This is a genomic window from Rhodococcus spelaei (assembly GCF_006704125.1).
Taxonomy (GTDB): domain Bacteria; phylum Actinomycetota; class Actinomycetes; order Mycobacteriales; family Mycobacteriaceae; genus Rhodococcus_G; species Rhodococcus_G spelaei.
Genome location: NZ_VIGH01000001.1, coordinates 445438 through 462583, shown reverse-complemented (window position 1 = coordinate 462583; position 17146 = coordinate 445438). Strand labels below are relative to the sequence as shown.

At 68.5% G+C, this 17146-nt stretch carries 16 protein-coding genes, 1 tRNA gene and 1 other RNA gene; 8 read left to right on the top strand and 10 right to left on the bottom strand.

Annotated elements, in window-relative coordinates:
- Window positions 1-19 precede the first annotated feature (19 nt).
- The gene (locus FK531_RS02110) at window positions 20-1732 is read left to right on the top strand and encodes an alpha/beta hydrolase (protein WP_181762778.1); all 1713 of its coding nucleotides are present in this window, start codon (window positions 20-22) and stop codon (window positions 1730-1732) included.
- A gap of 113 nt (window positions 1733-1845) precedes the next feature.
- Here FK531_RS02110 and FK531_RS02105 read toward each other — a convergent pair whose 3' ends face one another.
- From FK531_RS02105 to ffs, 3 genes are all read right to left on the bottom strand, one after another.
- Window positions 1846-2427, bottom strand: a complete 582-nt coding sequence (locus FK531_RS02105) for an HhH-GPD-type base excision DNA repair protein (RefSeq protein ID WP_142094969.1) — start codon at window positions 2425-2427, stop codon at window positions 1846-1848.
- A 37-nt stretch (window positions 2428-2464) separates the two neighbouring features.
- Window positions 2465-3757, bottom strand: coding sequence for an aspartate aminotransferase type Ic (locus FK531_RS02100; protein WP_142094968.1), 1293 nt, complete (start codon window positions 3755-3757; stop codon window positions 2465-2467).
- Window positions 3758-3805: 48 nt separating this feature from the next.
- An RNA gene (gene ffs / locus FK531_RS02095) (signal recognition particle sRNA small type) lies at window positions 3806-3900 on the bottom strand.
- 105 nt (window positions 3901-4005) lie between these two features.
- Between ffs and FK531_RS02090 the strand changes: the two genes are divergently transcribed.
- From FK531_RS02090 to FK531_RS22830, 4 genes are all read left to right on the top strand, one after another.
- Window positions 4006-4093: transfer RNA gene (locus FK531_RS02090), tRNA-Ser, on the top strand.
- 237 nt (window positions 4094-4330) lie between these two features.
- Window positions 4331-4456 (top strand): hypothetical protein, encoded by a 126-nt coding sequence (locus tag FK531_RS22835; protein WP_290367592.1) that lies wholly within the window; start codon window positions 4331-4333, stop codon window positions 4454-4456.
- Between the two features lie 111 nt (window positions 4457-4567).
- Complete coding sequence (locus tag FK531_RS02085; RefSeq protein WP_142094967.1) at window positions 4568-5122, top strand: TIGR03086 family metal-binding protein; 555 nt, start codon at window positions 4568-4570, stop codon at window positions 5120-5122.
- A 188-nt stretch (window positions 5123-5310) separates the two neighbouring features.
- A complete protein-coding gene (locus tag FK531_RS22830; protein ID WP_290367591.1) occupies window positions 5311-5433 on the top strand; it encodes a hypothetical protein in 123 nt (40 codons plus the stop codon).
- Between the two features lie 161 nt (window positions 5434-5594).
- Here FK531_RS22830 and FK531_RS02080 read toward each other — a convergent pair whose 3' ends face one another.
- From FK531_RS02080 to FK531_RS02065, 4 genes are all read right to left on the bottom strand, one after another.
- Entirely contained in the window at window positions 5595-6032 is a 438-nt protein-coding gene (locus FK531_RS02080) for an SRPBCC family protein (protein WP_142094966.1), read from the bottom strand.
- A gap of 17 nt (window positions 6033-6049) precedes the next feature.
- Entirely contained in the window at window positions 6050-7429 is a 1380-nt protein-coding gene (locus tag FK531_RS02075) for a flavin monoamine oxidase family protein (protein WP_181762805.1), read from the bottom strand.
- Between the two features lie 131 nt (window positions 7430-7560).
- A complete protein-coding gene (locus tag FK531_RS02070) occupies window positions 7561-8493 on the bottom strand; it encodes a carbohydrate kinase family protein (RefSeq protein ID WP_142094965.1) in 933 nt (310 codons plus the stop codon).
- Window positions 8494-8521: 28 nt separating this feature from the next.
- Window positions 8522-9178, bottom strand: a complete 657-nt coding sequence (locus FK531_RS02065) for a class II aldolase/adducin family protein (protein ID WP_142094964.1) — start codon at window positions 9176-9178, stop codon at window positions 8522-8524.
- A gap of 78 nt (window positions 9179-9256) precedes the next feature.
- Between FK531_RS02065 and gluQRS the strand changes: the two genes are divergently transcribed.
- The 3 genes from gluQRS (at window position 9257) to FK531_RS02050 (ending at window position 12051) form a co-directional block, all read left to right on the top strand.
- A complete protein-coding gene (gluQRS, locus tag FK531_RS02060) occupies window positions 9257-10165 on the top strand; it encodes a tRNA glutamyl-Q(34) synthetase GluQRS (protein ID WP_142094963.1) in 909 nt (302 codons plus the stop codon).
- 133 nt (window positions 10166-10298) lie between these two features.
- On the top strand, window positions 10299-11225 hold the full coding sequence (locus FK531_RS02055) for a DUF2189 domain-containing protein (RefSeq protein WP_142094962.1): 927 nt from the start codon (window positions 10299-10301) through the stop codon (window positions 11223-11225).
- An 82-nt stretch (window positions 11226-11307) separates the two neighbouring features.
- Window positions 11308-12051 carry a queuosine precursor transporter gene (locus FK531_RS02050; protein WP_142094961.1) on the top strand — a complete coding sequence of 248 codons (744 nt, stop codon included), beginning with the start codon at window positions 11308-11310 and terminating at the stop codon, window positions 12049-12051.
- Window positions 12052-12143: 92 nt separating this feature from the next.
- Here FK531_RS02050 and tgt read toward each other — a convergent pair whose 3' ends face one another.
- From tgt to FK531_RS02035, 3 genes are read right to left on the bottom strand one after another with little or no spacing between them, the layout of a single operon-like run.
- On the bottom strand, window positions 12144-13385 hold the full coding sequence (tgt, locus tag FK531_RS02045) for a tRNA guanosine(34) transglycosylase Tgt (RefSeq protein ID WP_142095326.1): 1242 nt from the start codon (window positions 13383-13385) through the stop codon (window positions 12144-12146).
- Between the two features lie 60 nt (window positions 13386-13445).
- Window positions 13446-15371 carry an ABC transporter ATP-binding protein gene (locus FK531_RS02040; protein WP_181762776.1) on the bottom strand — a complete coding sequence of 642 codons (1926 nt, stop codon included), beginning with the start codon at window positions 15369-15371 and terminating at the stop codon, window positions 13446-13448.
- Window positions 15368-17101, bottom strand: a complete 1734-nt coding sequence (locus FK531_RS02035; RefSeq protein ID WP_142094960.1) for an ABC transporter ATP-binding protein — start codon at window positions 17099-17101, stop codon at window positions 15368-15370. Before FK531_RS02035 ends, FK531_RS02040 begins: the two co-directional genes overlap by 4 nt.
- Window positions 17102-17146 lie beyond the last annotated feature (45 nt).

Sequence of the window (17146 nt, the reverse complement as noted above, 5' to 3'; positions counted from 1 at the left end):
TCACCGCACAAGGATGCCGATGACCACCACAGTTTCGGCGGCCGAAAGCCTGCCGGGCTCGCCCGCACCGGTTTCGGACCGCACGACAGGTCGCCTCGACGGCGTCCGGCGATACGGGCGATCGCTGCATCCCGTCGGCCTGGCGGTCGCGCTGCTGTTCTTCGTCTGGTCCATGACGCCGTCCCTGCTGCCCCGGGCCTGGTACCTGCAGGCGGTGGCGACCGGCATCAGCGTCGCCATCGGGTACGGGATCGGCTGCCTGGCAGCATGGCTGGTCCGCAAGTGCGGCATCGCCCCCGACTACGCCGCGCGCACCCGCCGGATCGGCTGGTGGTCGCTGGCGATCGTCGCTGCGGTTGCGGTGCCCACGTTCCTGATCCTCGGGTCCTGGTGGCAGCAGATCGTGCGCGACCTCGTCGGAGTCGAACGGATCAACCGCGCCAACTATCTGCTGATCCTGCTGATCGCGCTCGCGATCGCAGCGCTGATTCTCGCGATCGCGCGTGGGATCCGGGCCGGCACCAACGGCCTCACCCGGTTCGGTCTGCGCTACGTACCCGCGCCGGCAGCCCGGCTCGCGAGCCTGGTGGTCGTGGTGATCCTGGGCGCACTCGTCGTGAACGGTGTTGTCTACCAAGGCCTGATCGGGATGGCGAACCGTTCCGCCCAGGCGTCGGACCACAGCACCGCGCCGAATGTCGAGCAGCCGCAGATCCCCGAACGATCCGGCTCCCCCGCCTCCGCCGAGGCCTGGGACAGCCTCGGTCGCGAGGGCCGTACCTTCGTCGCCGGCGGCCCGACCGCCGAGCAGATCACCGCCGTGACCGGTCGACCCGCGCGCACCCCGATCCGGGTCTACGCGGGCCGCGAATCCGCGGATTCCGTTGCCGCCACGGCAGATCTGGTGGTGGCCGAACTCGAGCGGACCGGCGCATTCGACCGCAAGGTCCTCGCCGTCGCCACCACCACCGGACGCGGCTGGGTCAACTCCCGCGTGGCGTCGTCACTCGAGTACACCGCCGAAGGCGACTCCGCGATCGCGGCCATGCAGTACTCATTCCTGCCGAGTGCACTGTCATTCATCGCTGACCGCGACACCCCGCAGCAGGCAGGTCGGGCACTGTTCGAAGCGGTGCACACCGCATGGGAAGCGCGCCCCGAAGGGTCGCGACCGAAGCTCGTGACCTTCGGCGAGAGCCTCGGGTCCTTCGGCGGCCAAGGCGCATTCAGCGGCGCCCAGGACATGCTGGCCCGCACCGACGGCGCGCTCTGGGTGGGCACGCCGAACTTCGCACCGCAGTGGGCGCAGATCACCGCCGACCGCGATGCCGGTTCCCCGGAGCGACTTCCGGTGGTGGACGGCGGCACGAATGTCCGGTTCGCCGCGTCCGCATCGGACCTCGACCTCGACGGCGCGCCGTGGGGCACACCGCGAATCGTGTACTGGCAGCACGCAAGTGACCCGATCACCTGGTGGTCGTTCGACCTGCTGCTGCACCAGCCCGACTGGTTGCGTGAGCCACTCGGAGCCGACGTGGACCCCGGCATGCGGTGGATCCCGTTCGTGACCTTCTGGCAGGTCACCATGGACATGGTCTTCTCCGCGGACGTTCCGGCGGGCCACGGCCACACCTTCGGACCCGATGCGGCGAACATGTGGGCCGCGATCCTGCACCCCGAGGGCTGGACGGACGCCGACACCGAGCACGTGCGGGCGGTGCTGGCCGAGTAGCCTGCGGCGCTCGGCTGTCCGGCTTGGCTGCGTCACACAGCTTTTCGCGCGGCCGCACCCACACTGCACGCCGAACGGGTGCGAGCCGGCGGCAAGCGGTGTGAGACGGCCGGCTACCCCTTCGCGGCCTTCGCCGCCGCCTTCGCGGCCTTCTTGAACTCGCGCACCTCGGTCAGCGTCTTGTCGTCGACCACGTCCGCGATCGAGCGGCGGGACCCCTCGTCCCCGTACGCGCCGGCCGCCGCGCGCCATCCCGGCAGCTCGACGCCGATCTGCTTGCCGAGCAGGGCCAGGAAGATGCGGGCCTTCTGGTCGCCGTACCCGGGCAGCGCCTTCAGTCGCTTGAGGACCTCTTTGCCGTCCGGGTCGCCCTCGGTCCAGATCGCCTCGGTGCGGCCGTCGTAGTGCTCGACCAGGTACACGCACAGGTCCTGGATCCGCTTGCCCATCGACCCCGGGAACCGGTGCACGGCAGGCGGGGTGGCACACAGCGCGAGGAACTTCTCCGGGTCCATCTCCGCGATCTTGTGCACGTCCAGGCCGTCGAGGCGCTGGTCGAGTTTGCGCGGTCCCGCAAACGCGACCTCCATCGGAATCTGCTGGTCCAGCAGCATTCCGATGAGCAGTGCCAGCGGATCCGCGGCGAGCAGCGCGTCAGCGTCAGCGTCTCCGGCGAGGTGCAGCGTCAGGGCCATGCCCCGATCCTGCCACCCACCCCGACCTGACGGCGACCTACAGGTTGTCGAGCGCCTGTTCGGCGGCGGCCAGCAGGACGCATGTCGCGACGCCGTCCATCGCCGTCTCGAGGTCCTCGATCGACGGGAAGCTCGGTGCGAGCCGGATGTTCTTGTCTTCCGGGTCGGTGCCGTAGGGGAAGGCGGAACCCGCGGCGGTCAGCGCGATCCCGGCGTCCTCGGCGAGCCCGATGACGCGCTTCGCGGTGCCCTCGACCACGTCGAGGCTGATGAAGTAGCCGCCCTTGGGTTCGGTCCAGGACGCGACCTTCGACGCGCCGAGGCGATCCTCGAGGATCCGCAGCACCAGCGCGAACTTCGGCGCCAGGATCTCTCGATGCTTGGCCATGTGTGCACGCACGCCGTCGGCGTCGCCGAAGAATCGCAGGTGCCGCAGCTGATTGACCTTGTCCGGGCCGATGCTCTTCTTGCCCACGTACGACTGGTACCAGGCCAGGTTCGCGTCCGAGCTGCCGAAGAAGCTGACGCCTGCGCCGGCGAAGGTGATCTTCGACGTGGACGCGAATACGTACGGCCGGTTGGGATTTCCGGCCTCGGCGGCAATGCCGAGAATGTCGTACGCGGGCGCGAACTCGTCGGCGAGCGGGTGCACCGCGTAGGCGTTGTCCCAGAACAGCCGGAAGTCCGGCGCCGCCGTCGGCATCGAAGCCAGTGCGCGCACGACCTCCTCCGAGAACACCGCACCGGTGGGATTCGAGTAGGTCGGTACGGCCCACATCCCCTTGATCTGCGGGTCGGTGGCCACCAGGTGTGCAATCGCGTCGACGTCCGGGCCGTCGTGACGCATGGGGATCGCGACCATCTCGATGCCGAACGACTCGGTGATCGCGAAGTGCCGGTCGTAGCCGGGGCTCGGGCACAGGAACTTGACGGTCGGTTCCTGGGTCCACGGCCGCGGCGAGTCGACGCCGCCGTGCAGCAGGGAGAACACGATCAGGTCGTGCATGATCTCGAGGCTCGCGTTGTTGCCGGCGAGCAGGTTCGAGGTCGGGATGCCGAGCAGCTCGCCGAAGATCGCACGGAGTTCCGGCAGTCCGGTCAGGCCGCCGTAGTTGCGGCAGTCGGTGCCGTTGCCGTCGCGGTAGTCGCCGTCACCGGGCAGGGACAGCAGGGCCGCCGAAAGATCCAGCTGCTCGGGTGCCGGCTTGCCACGCGTGAGGTCCAGAACAAGTTTCTCAGCCTTGAGCTGCGCGTACTTGGCGGACTGCCGTTCGTGCTCGGAACGGAGTTCCTCGTGGCTCATCAACCCAATCTGGGTTTGGGTAGGCATGCCGGAAGACCTTTCACACCGTGGCAGCGGGGGCGGGACCGAGAAAATATAAGGGGACCCCGCGCACCCGGCAGAGCCCATTGACCCTTGCTGCCTTCCGGCCCTGGGGGAGTTCACAGGATGCGCGCCGCGCGGGATCCACCATGAGTGTAGCGAGCCCTCGCCACCGGTGGACACCGGGTCGGGTTTACCGCTGCCGCGACGGCCCCGTTTTCGTCCTGCGCCGGCGAGCCGGTATGGTTGCCCACGGAGGATTCGCCTAGTGGCCTATGGCGCTCGCCTGGAACGCGGGTTGGGTTAACGCCCTCAGGGGTTCAAATCCCCTATCCTCCGCCACACGATGGCCCCCGATCTCCGGATCGGGGGCCATCGTCGTCTTCGTCACCGTCGCCGATCGCGGGTACCGCCGGCACGTCATGACCACAACCCGTATCCCGGCGGTTGGGATGCTGTTAACCGAACAGAAACCTAGCCTGACCTGCGACGTATCCGTCCGTGCGCGCACCGCCAACGTCGGTTACAGTCCCCGTGCGCCGATCCCCGGCCGCACCACTGTCTACGTGAGAGGCCACCATGGCAAACCTCGGCTCCAGCAACATCCCCGGCACCGTCAACGGCACCACGGCGGGCATTGCCGACATCATCAACGTCACCGCCAAGGCGCTGTCCAGCATCGTGAACAACATCAGTCTCAGCTGACTCGTCGCCCCGAACGGCCGCACCCGAGTCGTCGGGTGGGGCCGTTTCGCGTTCCGGCCCCATGACGCGAATGTTCAAGACGAAGCCCAGCGCGCACCGCACCATGAAGTGATGAACACCACAGATACTGCCGCGCGCTACCGCCGCCTTGCCGAGACGTTCTCCCGCACCGTCGAGAAGGTGCCTGCGGATGGCTGGGAGAACCCCTCCCCATGTGAGGGGTGGACCGCACGGGATGTGGTCCGCCACGTCGTCGAGACGCAGTCGTATCCGCTCACTCCTGCCGGACTGAAGCTGCCCGCGGTTCCGGAGGTCGACGTCGATCCGGTCGGCGCTTGGACGCAGACCCGTGACGCGGTGCTTGCCATCCTCGACGACCCGGAGCTGGCGAGCCGCGAGTACGAAGGCCAGCTCGGCCGCACCTCGGTCGCGGCCACCTTCGGCACCTTCTTCTGCTTCGACTTGGTGGTGCACCGCTGGGATCTGGCGCGTGCGACGGGTTCGGACGAGGAGATTCCTGCGGACGACCTCGCACTCGCCCGCGGCTTCGCCGACCAGGCCGGCGAGCAGATCCGTACGCCCGGGGTCTGCGGACCGGCCGTCGAGGTGGCCGCCGGCGCCAACGAGCAGACCCGGCTGCTCGGCTGGCTCGGAAGGCGCGCCTGAGTTCGACCCGAAACCGTTGCCGAACAGCCGTTTTCCCGTTCAGTGAGACACCTGTTCACGTGGCTGACACCCGACTGTCATCCTCGCCTCCTACGGTTTGGCGCGCACGGATTCCAACCCGTGTGCAGGCCGATCCATTCGGCTACGTTTCCTGTGCACAACGAACCTGACACTCCACGGAGGACCCCATGGCAGACACCACCCCGAAGCCCTTTCCGACGACCGGCAGCACCGGAGCGGATGTCACCGGCACGCTCCTGACGAGCGTCGCCCAGATCTTCGGCAAGCTGGTCGGCGGCTTCAGCAGCTGATCACGCGCTCCCTCCGGCGGCCCCCGACCCTGACAGTCGGGGGCCGTTGCCGTGGATGCCGCCGCCCGCGTCCGGCGAAAGTGCACCTGCCGACGCCCGCACTCTGGGGATGCTCCGGAAACTGCACACTCGGCGGAGGGAGCGGAGCGACCGACCCGACGTCAGGAGTCCACGGCGGCTTGCCCGGCCGCGAACGCCCGGTCCGCCACCGTCCGCACCACCAACGGCAGCCCGAGTGCGATCTTGCGGCCCGCGACGAACCCGAACACGGTTGCCAGCGGCCCGAGGAAGCGGACCCCGTGGGTGACCCGAATGCCCTCCGGGAGCTCCTCTATCGCGTGCGGGAACGACAGTGTCGCGCCCGGCAGCCGGATCTCGAAGTTCATCACCCGCCCGGGCACCAACTCGGTGAAGGTGATGCGCTGCGCGGGCCCACCCGTCTTCACCTTGCCGGTCGCGCCCACCCGTACCGGGCCGTCCACCCGCACCCACTCGAGGTCGGCGTCGTCCTCGGCCCAGGTACCGATGTCCGTCCACCGACGGTAGATCTCCTCCGGCGCCGCCGCGGTGACGACGCTGTAGCTGCGGTACCACTCCATCCGACTGTCCCTCTCCCTCACTCGACAGCGACCGAGGCCGCGGCGCGCAGCGCGGCGAGGCACTCGTGCGAGGCCCGCTCCCCCGCGCGGACCGCGCCGTCCATGTACCCGGCCCATTCCGTTGCCGTCTCGGTGCCCGCCCAGCGAATCGGTCCGACCGGCGCGGCCAGCGTGCGCCCGTAGCGGGTGAGCACACCCGGTGGGACCACCGCGGTCGGGCCGCCCCCGACCCACGGCTCCGCGGCCCACCGCTGATCGACGAATCCCGTTGACTGCAGGGCCTCGTCGCCGAACATCGACGCGAGCGAGGACAGCGCGCGCAGCCGTCGCTCGTGGTCGGGCAGCCGGTCGAACTCCCGTGCGTAGTCGCCGCCGATGAACCCGAGCAGGATGCCGGGACCGTCTGCGGAGGGGCTGGTGTCGAAGGTCGCGAAGATCGGACCGGCGTCGGACAGGACCTGGCCGTTGAGTCCGCGCTCGCGCCAGAACGGCCGGTCGTACTTGGCGTAGATCTTCGTCAGCACGCCCTGCGGCCAGCGCTGGATCAGGCTCCGATGTTCCTCCGGCAGAGGCGGATCGAAGGCGATGGACGAGCGCAGCGCGGGCGGGACCGCGACGATCACGGCCCGGCACGCGAGCGATTCGGTGTCCGTGTGGACCACGGCGCCGCCCTCGCGCCACTCGATCCGGCGGACCGGCGACCCCACCGTCACCCGGTCGCCCAGCTCCTCGGCCATCCGCACGGCGATGGTGTGTGAGCCGTCCGGGAAGTGGTCCTGCTGCGCTCCACCCTCGGTGTCGAGCATCCGGTCCAGCCCGCCGCAGCCGCGAATGTAGTCCAGCGCGTACAGCATCGAGATCTCGTCCGGTTCGCATCCCCAGGTGGTCTTCGCGACGATCGAGAACAGCGCGTGGCTCGACTCCAGCGCGCGCCGCGACCGTAGCCAACTGGTCAGGGTGTGCGAATCGAGGTCGGCCGCGTTCTTCGCCTCCCACGGCGCGCCCGCCGGCATACCCGCGACGATGCGCCCGACGATCAGTTGCAGCCGGCCGATGTCGGCCAGTTCGATCGGACCGAGCGCGGGAATGGTGCCGTCGTACTTGCGCAGTGTGCCGCGCCAGGAGATCGCGCTCTGCCCGGCGGTGTGGGTGCGGTGGTAGTCGCATCCGGTCTCGTGCGCGAGGGCGAGGATTCGGTCCTGGCCCGGCCCGACGAAGGTGCCGCCCAGGTCGACATTGACGCCGTCGAGTCGGTGGTTGCGGATGCGCCCGCCGACCTGACCGGCGGCCTCGAGGACCCGGACCGAGCGTCCGCGTGCCGTCAGGTTCCGAGCCGCGGCGAGCCCGGACAGGCCCGCCCCGACCACCACCACGTCCACCGCGCCGGTTCCCGACACCGCGGTCCGCGCCGCCTGCGCGGACGTCGTGGCCCCGTTCGTCGACGGCGCGCCGTTGGCCGATGGGGCCCGCCTGGTCGCCGCGGGCCGCTTGGTCGCCGCGGGCCGCTCGGTCGCCGTGGCCCTGTCGGTCACCGCGCACCCGCGGCTTCGGTCGCGACGAACTTCCGGAGGCTCTCCAGGTCGAAGTCGCCGTGGTCGCTGCCGAGCCCGGTCGCAACCTGTGCCGCTGCGGCGCAACCGAATTCGGCCGCCTCGGCCGCAGTCATCCCGAGCCCGACACCGCGCACGAATCCCGCCGAGAACGCGTCGCCGCACCCGGTCGTGTCGACGACGTCGACGGGGTACGCGGGCACGGTGATGTGCGTGCCCGCCTCCACCACGACGGCGCCGTCCGCGCCCGCGGTCGCCGCCACGCAGCCGACGCCGCGCTCGAGCAGCGCCCGGCAGCCGTCGAGGAGGGTGTCGGCGCCGGTGAAGCCCAGTACCTGTTCGTCGTTGGGCAAGAGGTAGTCCAGGTGCGGCAGGGCCGGCGCGATCCACTCGAGCAGTCCGGGGTTGCCCTCGGCGAGGATGTCGGCGGAGGTGGTCACGCCGTTGGCCCGGGCGTGCGCGAGGATCTTCGCCGCGACCTCGCCACCGAGAAACTCGGGCGCACCGAAGTGCAGGTGCGTCGCGCCGGCAATGAGATCGAGCGGGACGTCGTCGACGGTGAACCCGGCGGTGGCACCGATGACATGGAACGCAGGGCGGTCGCCGTTCGGCCGGATGGGCAGCACCGTCGCGGAGGTCTGCAGTTCGGGCTTGCGGACCAGGTGTTCGCAGGAGATGCCGTAGTCCTCGAGCATCATCGTCAGCATCCGGCCCGCGTTGTCGGCGCCGATCGCGCCGACGGAATGGACCTGTGCGCCCAGCTTCGCGAGCGTGACGGCCGTGCCACCCGCAGCACCCGCGGCGGTGATCTTGATCTGCTCGACGAGCTGAGATCCCTGTCCGTCCGGGATCTCGGCAACGGGCCGGGCCAGGACATCGAGGATGTGCACTCCCAGCGCAACAACTTTCACGGTCTTGCTCCAGTGTGGTCGTAGGGTTTCAGGATGGTCGGGTACTGCCGTACTTCGATTCCACGGCCGCCCGGATCACGGCGGCCTGCGCCTGTTCGTCGAGGGTGCGCACCTCACCCATGGACCGGGCGCGCCAGTACACCGTCGCCGCCCACTCGAGCAGGCGCGTCGCGTCCATCGCGGCGGTCAGGTCGGCGCCGTACGTGACCGTGCCGTGGTTGGCCAGCAGCGCGGCGGTCTTCCCCTCCAACGCCTCGGCCACGTAGTCGGCCAGTTCCGCACTGCCGAACGGGGCGAAAGGAGCGACCTTGACCGCGCCGCCGACGGTCAGCATCTGGTAGTGCACGACCGGCAACTCGTCGGTGACGCACGTGACCGCCACGCAGGTCGGGGCGTGCGTGTGCACCACCGCCCCGGCCCCGTACCTGCGGTAGATCTCGAGATGCAGGTCGAGTTCCGACGTGGGTGCGAGCTCGCCGTCGACCACGCGACCGTCCAGGTCGACGAGCGTGACCTGCTCGGGGGTGAGGGTCTCGAATCGGGCCCCGGTCGCGGTCACCGCGATCCGGTCGTCGAGGCGGACGCTGACGTTGCCCGCGGAACCGAGCACCAGACCCTCGTTCGCCAGCTCGCGAGCGACGGTGGCGACGGACGTCCGAGCCTGCTCGAACGTGAAGTTGGACATTCGTCCAAAATAATGGACGGGCGCCCGATTCGTGCACTCTTTCACGACCGAATTCCTGACCCTCGATAGGGTGACGCCATGAGTGAACGGGCGCCGGGCGCGGGACGATTCGCCCCCAGCCCGTCCGGCGACCTGCACCTGGGCAACCTCCGCACCGCGCTGCTCGCCTGGCTGTTCGCCCGCTCCACCGGCCGGCGCTTCCTGATGCGTGTCGAGGACCTCGACCGTGTCCGGCCGGGCGCCGAGGCCCGACAACTCGACGACCTTGCCGCACTGGGGCTGGACTGGGACGGTGAGATCGTCCGCCAGTCCGAGCGGCTCCCGCTGTACTCCGCGGCCCTCGAGACGCTCACCGACGCGGGCCTGACATACGAATGTTTCTGCACCAGAAGGGAAATCCAGCAGGCTGCGACGGCGCCGCACGGCCCCGACGGGCACTACCCGGGCACCTGCCGCGACCTCACCGAGGCGCAGCGGCAGGCCAAACGGGACGCCGGACGACCACCCGCGGTACGGCTGCGGGCCGCGGCGTCGGAGTTCACCGTCCACGACGAACTGCACGGCAGCTACACCGGCGCGGTCGACGACGTGGTGCTCCGCCGCGGCGACGGCGTCCCCGCCTACAACCTCGCGGTGGTGGTCGACGATGCCGACCAGGGCGTCGACCAGGTGGTCCGCGGCGACGACCTGCTCAGCTCCGCTCCCCGGCAGGCCTATCTCGCGACTCTGCTCGGGCTGCCGGTGCCGCGGTACGCGCACGTGCCACTCGCACTCAACGACGAGGGCAAGCGGCTGGCCAAACGCGACGGCGCGGTCACCCTGGCCGACCAGCGGGCCGCCGGGCGCTCCCCCGACTGGGTACTCGCAGCGCTGGCCCGGTCACTCGGAATGGCCGCCGACGGTGAGGCGCCGACATTGTCGGAACTGCTCCCCCGATTCGACCCGAGCAATCTGCCCCGCACGCCCTGGATATTCACGCGGGGTTAATAGTTGTGGCCGAATTGGTACGACTCGCCTGATCGTCAAGGTCTGCCGGCAAACCCGAACGCACGTAGTGTCGTCGCCAGCACTGCCAAAATGGCGACCATTTCGACCATGACGGAAGTACGAGGGAAACCAAGTGAGCGAGAACCCGCCTCCCGGAGGTTCCGGACCCGGGCAAACCCCGGATCCCAGTTACCCGCAGAATCCGCAGCAGCCACCCCGGCCCCAGCAGCCTCCGAATCCGGCCGGCGGCTACCCGCCACCTCCACCGGGCCCCCCGCCCGCCGGCGGCCAGCCCGGCTACCCGCCGCCCCCGCCCGGCTACGGCCCGCCCCCGCAGCAGGGCGGCTACCCGCCGCCCCCGCCGCCGCCCGGCGGCTACGACGCCCCGAACTACCCGGCCCCCGGCTACGGCGGTCCCGCCGGCCCGGCGCAGCTGAGTGTCGGCAACGCCATCAGCTACGCGTGGAGCAAGTTCAGCGCCAACGCGGGCGTGTGGGTGGGCATCGTCCTGATCGCCGCGATCATCCAGGTCGTGATCAGCCTCATATTCGGCGGCACCTCGACCGACGAACTCTCCGACGTCTACTCGGTCGTCCGGATCATCGGGTCGATCGTCGCCGCCATCGTCGGTTACCTCATCAACGCCGCACTGGTCCGCGGAGCACTGCACGAGGTGGACGGCAACCGCCCGGGCTTCGGTTCCTTCTTCCAGTTCACGAATGTCGGCGCGATCATCATCGCCAGCATCGTCGTGGGCGTGCTCACGTCGATCGGCTTCTTCCTGCTGATCATCCCGGGCATCATCGTCGCGTTCCTGACCTGGTGGACTCTCCAGTTCGTCATCGACCAGGAACAGGACGCGATCACCGCGATCAAGTCCAGCTACCACGCCATCTCGTCGAACGTCGGCACCCTGGTCCTGCTCGCGCTGGCGCTGGTCGGTATCAACATCGTCGGTGCGCTGCTGTGCGGCGTCGGACTGCTCGTGACCATCCCGCTCACGGTCATCGCCTCCACGTACGCCTACCGCGTCGTGGTCGGGGGCCGAGTGACGGCCTGATCGGACAATCCACGCGAAAGCATCGGGCGCGAACTCCTCCCATCAAGGTCGAGTTCGCGCCCGACCTCGTATCGGTGCTTGGATGGCCGACGTGACAGTGTCAGAACCGGTCGAGAAGGATTCCGAGGCCACCGTCTTCGCCCACGCGGGACGCGGCTACTACCCGACCTTCGTGGCGCTCTTCACCGCCACACTCTTGATCTCCAATATCTGCGCCACCAAGGGGGTGGCATTCTTCGCGGACTCCGACCTGAGCGTCGGTCCGTTCCAGGTCCTGCCGATCATCACCGACGGCGGATTCTTCCTGTTCCCACTGGCCTACGTCCTCGGCGACGTACTCAGCGAGGTGTACGGGTTCAAGTCGACCCGGCGCGCGATCTACCTGGGCTTCGGGGCCATGATCCTTGCGTCGGCCTGCTTCTGGGTGCTCATCGCGCTGCCCTCGGCGGACTTCTACGAGCACCAGGACGCACTGGCCTCGGTGGTCGGGGTGTACCCGCGACTGCTGCTCGCCGGCCTCGCCGGCTACCTCGTCGGGCAGATGCTGAACTCACTGGTGATGGTGTCGATCAAGGAACGCACCAAGGAGAAGCACCTGTGGGCCCGGCTGATCGGGTCCACGATCGTCGGCGAATTCGCGGACACCCTGATCTTCTGCTCCATCGCGGCCGGCGCGATCGGGATCAGTACCTGGAACGACTTCGTCAACTACGTGATCGTCGGCTTCGTGTGGAAGACGCTGGTCGAGGTGATGGTCATGCCGATCACCTACCGGGTCATCGCCTACGTCAAGAAGCGCGAACCGACCTACGTGCTCGCGACCTGACCTCACCGGCAGCTCCGGCCCACCTTTCCCGAATGGCCCATTCGTTCAGTTGATCTGACCGAATGGGCCATTCGGGAATGAGAAAGGGGTGGTCAGGCGCGGGCAGTGGCGTAGAACCGGCCCAGGGTCTGCGACTTCAGGTCGTCGAAGTAGCCGCCGTCGATGCTGTCCCGAATCCGGTCCACCAGGCGGATCGTGAAACGCTCGTTGTGAATCGTCGCCAATGTGGACGCGAGCATTTCCTTCGCCTTGAACAGGTGATGCAGATACGCCCGCGAATAATTGCGGCAGGTGTAGCAGTCGCAGTTCTCGTCGATCGGGTTGAAATCGCGCCGGAAACGGGCGGTGTTCACGTTGAACCGACCGTTCTCCGTATACATCGCGGCATTTCTCGCCACCCGCGACGGATTGACGCAGTCGAAGGTGTCGGCGCCGTTCTCGACCGCCACGAACAGGTCGTCCGGTTCGCTGATCCCCAGCAGGTGCCGGGGCTTGTGCTCGGGCAACTCCTCGTTGCACCACCGGACGATGGTGCCGAGGTTCTGCTTCTCGAGCGCACCGCCGATGCCGTATCCGTCGAACCCGCGGCCGGACTCCCCCACGATGGACTCGAGCCCGCGGCAGGCCTGCCGGCGCAGGTCCTCGTACTGCGCGCCCTGCACCACCCCGAACAGCGCCTGGTACGGCCGGTGCGTCCGCTCGGCGGTGAGCCGCTCGTGTTCGGCAATGCACCGCACCGCCCAGGCCTGGGTGCGCTCGACGGATTCTTCCTGGTAGCCGCGGGTGTTGAAGAGCGTGGTCAGCTCGTCGAAGGCGAAGATGATGTCCGCCCCGAGCTGATGCTGGATGCCCATCGAGACCTCCGGCGTGAACCGGTGCCGCGAGCCGTCCCGGTGCGACTTGAAGGTCACCCCGTCGTCGTCGACGTGCGCGAGCCGTTCCTTGCCCGCGGCGATCACGTCGTCCGACTGCACGCCGACGGAGTCCATCGACAGCACCTTCTTGAAGCCGACGCCGAGCGACATCACCTGGAACCCGCCGCTGTCGGTGAAGGTCGGGCCGGACCAGTTCATGAACCGTCCCAGCCCGCCGGCCTCGTCCACGATGTCCGGACCCGGCTGCAGGTACAGGTGGTAGGCGTTCGCCAGGACCGCCTGCGTACCAAGGTCTTTCATCGTCTCGGGCAGCACCGCCTTGACGGTGGCGTTGGTGCCGACCGCGATGAACGCGGGGGTGGCGATGTCGCCGTGCGGGGTGTGGATGGTGCCGGTGCGACCCAGCTGACCGGGTAACCGGGTACCGACCGTGAAGAACGGGTCGGACGGGGCCGGCACCGGGCCCTTGCCGTCGGTCGTTCCTGCCACACTGCTCACCTGCTCATCCAATCAGGCCGCTCACGCCGGAGCCGCGACCGGCCCGACGAACTGGCTGTTGTAGAGCTCGTAGTAGGACCCGTGACGCTCGAGCAGTTCCTCGTGCGTGCCCTGCTCGACGATGTGCCCGTCCTCCATCACCACGATCAGGTGGGCGTCGCGGATGGTCGAGAGCCGGTGCGCGATCACGAAGGCGGTGCGGTCGCTGCGCAGCGCCGCGGTGGCGTGCTGGACCAACAGTTCGGTGCGGGTGTCCACGGAACTGGTCGCCTCGTCGAGGATCAGGATCGACGGCTGCGCCAGGAAGGCGCGGGCGATGGTGATCAGCTGCTTCTCGCCCGCGCTGACGTTGTTGCCCTCCTCGTCGATCACCGTGTCGTAGCCGTCCGGCAGCGAGTGCACGAACCGGTCCACGTAGCTCATCCGGGCCGCCGCGACGATCTGCTCCTCGGTGGCGTCCGCCATCCCGTAGGCGATGTTCTCGCGGATGGTCCCGCCGAACAGCCAGGTGTCCTGCAGCACCATGCCGATCCGGGACCGCAGGTCGTCGCGGGTCATCTGCGCGATATCGGTGCCGTCCAACAGGATCCGGCCGGAGTCGACTTCGTAGAACCGCATGATCAGGTTCACCAGCGTCGTCTTGCCCGCACCGGTCGGGCCGACGATGGCAACCATCTGACCGGGGTGGGCGGTCAGCGACAGCTCCTCGATCAGCGGCTGATCCTCCTTGTAGCGGAACGACACCCGGTCGAAGTCGACGCGGCCTCGACTGGTCGCGGGGCTGACCGCCGGGGACCGGTCCGGACTCTGCTCCTCCTCGTCGAGCAACTCGAAGACGCGCTCGGCCGACGCGACGCCGGACTGCATCAGGTTGGCCATCGAGCTGACCTGGGTGAGCGGCTGGCTGAACTGGCGCGAGTACTGGATGAAGGCCTGCACGTCGCCGAGGGACATCGTGCCGGAGGCCACCCGCATGCCGCCGATCACCGCGATCGCGACGTAGTTCAGGTTGCCGAGGAACATCACTGCCGGCATCACCAGTCCGGAGATGAACTGCGCCTTGAAGCCCGACTGGTAGAGGTCCTCGTTCCGCTGGTCGAAGGCGGCCTCGACCTCGCGCTGACGCCCGAAGGCGGTGACCAGTTCGTGCCCGGTGAACGCCTCCTCGATCTGGGCGTTGAGTGCGCCGGTCGTCTGCCACTGCGCGACGAAGTGTTTCTGCGACCGCTTCGCGATCACCGCGGTGACTGCGATCGTCGCGGGCACGGTCAGGATCGCGATCAGCGCGAGCAGCGGCGAGATCCAGAACATCATCGCGAGGATGCCGACCACCGTGAGCAGCGAGGTCAGCAGCTGGCTGATGGTCTGGTTCACGGTCTGCGCGACATTGTCGATGTCGTTGGTGACGCGGCTGAGCAGGTCGCCGCGCTGGTTGGTGTCGAAGTAGTGCAGCGGAAGCCGGTGGATCTTCTCCTCCACGTCCGTGCGCAGCCTGCGGATGGTGCCCTGCACGATGTTGTTGAGCAAGTAGGCCTGCAACCAGGCGAACAGCGACGACAGCACGTAGAGCCCGAGCACCAGGGCGAGGACCTTGGTCATCGCCCCGAAGTCGATGCCGGTGCCCGGCACCACGTCCATGCCGGACACCATGTCGGCGAGCGTGCTCTGACCCTGTTCGCGCAGGCTGGCGACGGCCTGGTCCTTGGTGATGCCCGCGGGCAGCTGCTTGCCGACGATGCCGTCGAAGATGATGTTGGTGGCGTGGCCGAGGATCTTCGGACCGATGACGCTGAGTACCACGGAGGCCGCGGCGAGCACGACGACCAGGACGAGTTCGAGCTTGTGCGGCGCCAGCCGCGCGAGCAGTCGCTTCGCGGACGGACCGAAGTTCATCGCCTTCGTCGACGGACCGGCGGCCTGCGCCATCGGGCCTCGCATTGCACTCATGACGCCTCCTGTGCGGCAAACTGGGAAGCGACGATCTCCGCGTAGGTCTCGCAGCGTTCGAGCAGTTGGTCGTGGGTGCCGGCGCCGACGATCCGGCCGTCGTCGAGGACGAGGATCTGGTCGGCGTCGATGATGGTGGAGACGCGCTGCGCGACGATGATGACGCAGGCGTCGCGGGTGACCGGCCGGAGCGCGGCCCGCAGCCGGGCGTCGGTACCGAGGTCGAGCGCGGAGAAGGAATCGTCGAACAGGTAGATCTCCGGCTCCCGGACCAGGGCCCGTGCGATCGCCAGCCGCTGTCGCTGACCGCCCGAGACAGTGGTGCCGCCCTGCGCGACCGGGGTGTCGAGGCCCTCGGGCATCGCGCGCACGAAGTCCGCGGCCTGCGCGATCTCCAGACATCGCCACAGCTGCGCGTCGGTGGCGTCGGGTTTGCCGTACCGCAGGTTGGTCGCGATGGTCCCGGAGAACAGGAACGGTTTCTGCGGGACCAGCCCGATCGAGGCGCGCAGCCGCTCGGGGTCGACGGAGCGGACGTCCGCGGCGCCGACCCGGACCTGGCCGTCGGTGACGTCGATCAGTCGGGGGATCAGGTTCAGCAGGGTCGACTTGCCCGAACCGGTGCCGCCGATGATCGCCGTCGTCATGCCGGGTTCGGCGAGGAAGTTGATGTCGCGGAGCACGGGCTCGTCGGCGCCGGGGAAGGCGAACGTCGCGTCGCGCATCTCGACGATGCCGCGTTCGCGCCAGCCTTCCAGCAGCCACGTCGGAGTCTGCACCGACGGGACGGTGTCGAGGACCTCGCTGATTCGCTCGGCGCAGACGGACGCGCGCGGCAGCAACACCGTCATGACGGTCACCATCATCACCGACATCAGGATCTGCATGATGTACGACAGCACTGCGGTGAGCGAGCCGATCTGCATCTGCCCGTTGTCGATCAGGTGGGCGCCGAACCACAGCACCGAGACGCTGGTGAGGTTCGCGATGAGCATCACCGCCGGACCCATGAACGCCATCAACCGGCCCACCTGCAGCGAGGTGTTCACCAGCTGGTCGTTGGCGCCCGCGAAACGCTCGGCCTCCGAACGTTCCCGGACGAACGCCCGCACGACGCGGATGCCGGTGATCTGCTCGCGCAGCACCCGGTTGATGGCATCGATGCGGACCTGCATGGACCGGAACAGGGGGACCATCTTCCGGATCACCAGGCCCATCGTCAGCGCCAGCACGGGGACCGCGACGGCGAGCACCCAGGCCAGTCCCTGCGACTGCCGGATCGACATGATGATGCCGCCGATGCACATGATCGGCGCCGAGACCAGGATGGTGCAGCTGATCACGACGACCATCTGGATCTGCTGCACGTCGTTGGTGTTGCGGGTGATGAGCGACGGCGCCCCGAAGAAGCCGACCTCTCGGGCCGAGAAGTCGCCGACCTTGTGCATCACGGCGGCGCGCAGGTCGCGACCGAGGCCCATCGCCGCCCTCGCACCGAAGAAGACCGCGCCGATGCTGCACGCGATTTGCAGGACGGTGACCAGCAACATGACGCCGCCGGTGGAGAGGACGACGCCGGTGTCGCCCTTGGTGACGCCCTTGTCGATGATGTCGGCGTTGAGGCTGGGCAGGTACAGCGAGGCGATGGTGGAGATGAACTGGAGCGCGATCACACCCACCAGGTCGGCCCGGTACGGCCGCAGGTATGTGCGCAACAGTGAGTACAACATAGTGACCGAGGCTACCAACCAGGTGATTTACCTGACGTCGGGCGC

Excerpts from the sequence above, each read along its gene's own strand:
- FK531_RS02080 (WP_142094966.1), bottom strand. The coding sequence starts at position 6,032 with ATGGAGTGGTACCGCAGCTACAGCGTCGTCACCGCGGCGGCGCCGGAG.
- FK531_RS02065 (WP_142094964.1), bottom strand. The coding sequence starts at position 9,178 with ATGTCCAACTTCACGTTCGAGCAGGCTCGGACGTCCGTCGCCACCGTC.
- FK531_RS22830 (WP_290367591.1), top strand. The coding sequence starts at position 5,311 with ATGGCAGACACCACCCCGAAGCCCTTTCCGACGACCGGCAGCACCGGA.
- gluQRS (WP_142094963.1), top strand. The coding sequence starts at position 9,257 with ATGAGTGAACGGGCGCCGGGCGCGGGACGATTCGCCCCCAGCCCGTCC.
- FK531_RS02040 (WP_181762776.1), bottom strand. The coding sequence starts at position 15,371 with ATGAGTGCAATGCGAGGCCCGATGGCGCAGGCCGCCGGTCCGTCGACG.
- FK531_RS02050 (WP_142094961.1), top strand. The coding sequence starts at position 11,308 with ATGGCCGACGTGACAGTGTCAGAACCGGTCGAGAAGGATTCCGAGGCC.
- FK531_RS02100 (WP_142094968.1), bottom strand. The coding sequence starts at position 3,757 with ATGCCTACCCAAACCCAGATTGGGTTGATGAGCCACGAGGAACTCCGT.
- FK531_RS22835 (WP_290367592.1), top strand. The coding sequence starts at position 4,331 with ATGGCAAACCTCGGCTCCAGCAACATCCCCGGCACCGTCAACGGCACC.
- FK531_RS02035 (WP_142094960.1), bottom strand. The coding sequence starts at position 17,101 with ATGTTGTACTCACTGTTGCGCACATACCTGCGGCCGTACCGGGCCGAC.
- FK531_RS02105 (WP_142094969.1), bottom strand. The coding sequence starts at position 2,427 with ATGGCCCTGACGCTGCACCTCGCCGGAGACGCTGACGCTGACGCGCTG.
- FK531_RS02085 (WP_142094967.1), top strand. The coding sequence starts at position 4,568 with ATGAACACCACAGATACTGCCGCGCGCTACCGCCGCCTTGCCGAGACG.
- FK531_RS02110 (WP_181762778.1), top strand. The coding sequence starts at position 20 with ATGACCACCACAGTTTCGGCGGCCGAAAGCCTGCCGGGCTCGCCCGCA.